A 2,668-nucleotide genomic window follows, 5' to 3' on the forward strand; every position below is an offset into this window, starting at 1 on the left:
GGGCCGAGCTTGCTCACAATCCGGACGTCGCCCTGACAGCGGTGGTCCATGCCATGCTGATGAGCCTGTTCAATCCCTACGGCGGCATCAGCGAGGATACATGCCTTGAGGTGAAGGTGACGAGCGAGCAGCTTGAAACCAGCATCAAGGACGCGGCGACCTGCAAGGCCCTCGCGACCATGAACGATCTCAAGGAGAATTACGGCCATTCCATCCCCGGGAACCCGAGCGACCTCTGGGACTGGTGCCTGGACCAGCCGCAATCGGTTCTCCTCGATCTCCTCGCCTATGCGGCGGCTCGGTCTGTCAATGCCCTGCAACTCGGTCACTATGAGCGCAGGAAGCAACGCGCCCATGCCGACCGGCTGGCGCAGGCCCTCGCCTTCGACATGACGCAGTGGTTTGAGGCGACCGCCGACAGCTATTTCGGGCGTGTCAGCAAGACCGGGATCGAGCAGGCCATCATCGAAGCCAAGGGCGCGGATTTCGCGGCGGGCGTGTCGGGCATGAAAAAGGCAGATGCCGCTGCCTATGCCGAGCGCCAGCTTGCCGGAACCGGATGGCTGCCCGCCCTTGTCAGGATCGCGCCGACCGCCGAGCAGCTGCGCGAACAGATGGCAGATGCGGGCGGCACTGATCCCGACGAATGCCCCTTCGATCTGGACGACGCGACCGAAATCGAAAACCAGCAGTTCCCCGAAGCAGCCGCGTAATCGGTTGCGGCAGGTCGCGCCAGTCTCCGGCGCGGCCTGTTCCCTTCGCTGAATTTCCTAAACCAGCCGCAACGGAACGCCGGGCATCGCCCCGGCGATTGGCGAACTGCGCCCTGCGGCCCTGCCCGTCACAGGTGATCCAATGACCTCCCCCCGTCTGAATTCCATCGTCAAGCTGTTCGAAACCTGCCGCTACAAGCATGACCTCTACACCGTCTTTGGTGACTGGTGCGAGTGCTCCGCGATCTCCATGAGCAACGCCGTCGATCTCGTAAACTTCGAGAAGCGCGAGGCGCGCTATGTCGAAATCGCCCGGAAATACGGGAGCGAAACCATGGGGACGTTCTCGAAAATATTCGGTGAGGTGGTCATGGCGCTGGAGGAAAAGCCGCAGGATATTTTGGGTATGACGTTCCATGCGCTCGAATTGCACAACAAGGCGAGGGGGCAATTCTTCACACCATATCCCATCTGCCAGTTGATGGCGCGCATCATCGCCGGTAGCGCCGAGCACATGCAGAAGGCGATTGCGCAGCGCGGTTTCATGATTGCACAGGAACCGGCCGTAGGCAGTGGGGCGATGATCGTCGCGCTTGCCGAAGCCATTCTTGAAGCGGGCTTCAACTATCAGCAGCTTCTCCATGTGACCGCCGTGGACATCGACCCGCGCGCAGTCCACATGGCCTATATTCAGTTTTCGCTTCTCCATATTCCGGCGACCGTGATTGTAGGCGACAGCCTGGCGATGCGCTTCCGGGAGGAATGGCACACCATGGCCCATGTCATGGGCGGGTGGTCGGGTAAGCTCAGGCGCGCACAGGAAAACAGCGGAGCAGGGGACGGGCGACCTCAGCCGTTTCGTTCCGTCGCCATGCCACAACGCGGTGCGATTGTTGCAGGTGGCCACGTCAAACCCAAGCAAGAACCGTCCGCCCCGGTCATCGAGCGAAATGGGCAACTCCGCCTGTTCTGAAACGCAGGGCACAGGTTAGAAGCCCCGACCGGATTGACCGGCCGGAGCTTCTTTGAGAGGAGGGCTGGCCGGCCCCTCTCAAACTCACCCCCATGAGGGAGCAGGGCAAAGCCCCGCCCCCTTCAAACCCCCACCCATGGAGGGGGTGGTCCACCCGCTCCAAACCTCCCCGGCTCGTGCGGTCACGGCCCCTGATCGGAGCCGCGGGCTTATCTCTCTCTGACGTCCCAGTGTCGCATTCGCCCCTGCTCCGTAAAGGACGAGCGGTTCCCCCAAAATGCTAACGCATTTTGGCTCCCCCACTCGCCGCCTCTGGCGGGCGCTGCGCGCTCCTTGACTGCTTGGGTCGCCAATGCGGTCACCTTTTCGTCAGAGCGAAAAGGAGGCTTCTATGACACACCGGAAAATCACCGTCATCGATGGCGGCAGCGCGCAATACTGGAAGGAGCGGAAGGAAGGCTTCCGCCTTATCCGCGAAGCGGAACGGGCCGCCGAGCGACTGGCCGATGCCCCGATGTATCTTCACGGCGGCTACGACGAAGACGGCGACGTGATCGCCATCGAAAACCTGCGCCCCCATGACGACATGGAAGATGCGATCCGGGCAATCGAGGCAAACGAGACTGCCGTGAGCATCCTCGTTGCGCAGAGACGCACCCGGATTGGCATCTGTGAGATCAGGGCGGTGGTCGATGCTATGGCCCCGTACTATGACGGCATCGAAGACCCGAGCCGCAATCCCCTCTTGGGACCGGATAGGGACTGAGTTGCAGGCGAAAGGCGGCGACGGCCGCCTTTCGCCTTTACCTCGAAGTGTGAGCCTGGTCAGCCGGTTTGACCGGCCGACCAGGCTGATGAAAGAGGGGCGAGCCCCCCTCTCAACACTCACCCCATGGAGGAAGGGGCGACCCCCCTCCTCCAAACCGCCTCCCCATGGGGAAAGGGGACGGTTCCCTCCTCCCTTTCCCCAAACCCCTATCCC

At 62.2% G+C, this 2,668-nt stretch carries 2 protein-coding genes and 1 pseudogene; all 3 read left to right on the forward strand.

The window, feature by feature from the left end:
• A pseudogene (locus tag SPHINGO391_RS01880) lies at nt 1-713 on the forward strand (hypothetical protein); the annotation flags it as partial.
• Nucleotides 714-855: 142 nt separating this feature from the next.
• Entirely contained in the window at nt 856-1,686 is an 831-nt protein-coding gene (locus SPHINGO391_RS01885; RefSeq protein WP_152007280.1) for an N-6 DNA methylase, read from the forward strand.
• A 391-nt stretch (nt 1,687-2,077) separates the two neighbouring features.
• Nucleotides 2,078-2,452, forward strand: a complete 375-nt coding sequence (locus SPHINGO391_RS01890) for a hypothetical protein (protein ID WP_152007281.1) — start codon at nt 2,078-2,080, stop codon at nt 2,450-2,452.
• Nucleotides 2,453-2,668: the final 216 nt, after the last annotated feature.

This window comes from Hoeflea sp. EC-HK425 (assembly GCF_902498795.1).
Taxonomy (GTDB): domain Bacteria; phylum Pseudomonadota; class Alphaproteobacteria; order Rhizobiales; family Rhizobiaceae; genus Hoeflea; species Hoeflea alexandrii.

What these genes read in the sequence shown, in the direction of transcription:
- SPHINGO391_RS01885 (WP_152007280.1), top strand. Translation starts at nt 856, where the DNA reads ATGACCTCCCCCCGTCTGAATTCCATCGTCAAGCTGTTCGAAACCTGC.
- SPHINGO391_RS01890 (WP_152007281.1), top strand. Translation starts at nt 2,078, where the DNA reads ATGACACACCGGAAAATCACCGTCATCGATGGCGGCAGCGCGCAATAC.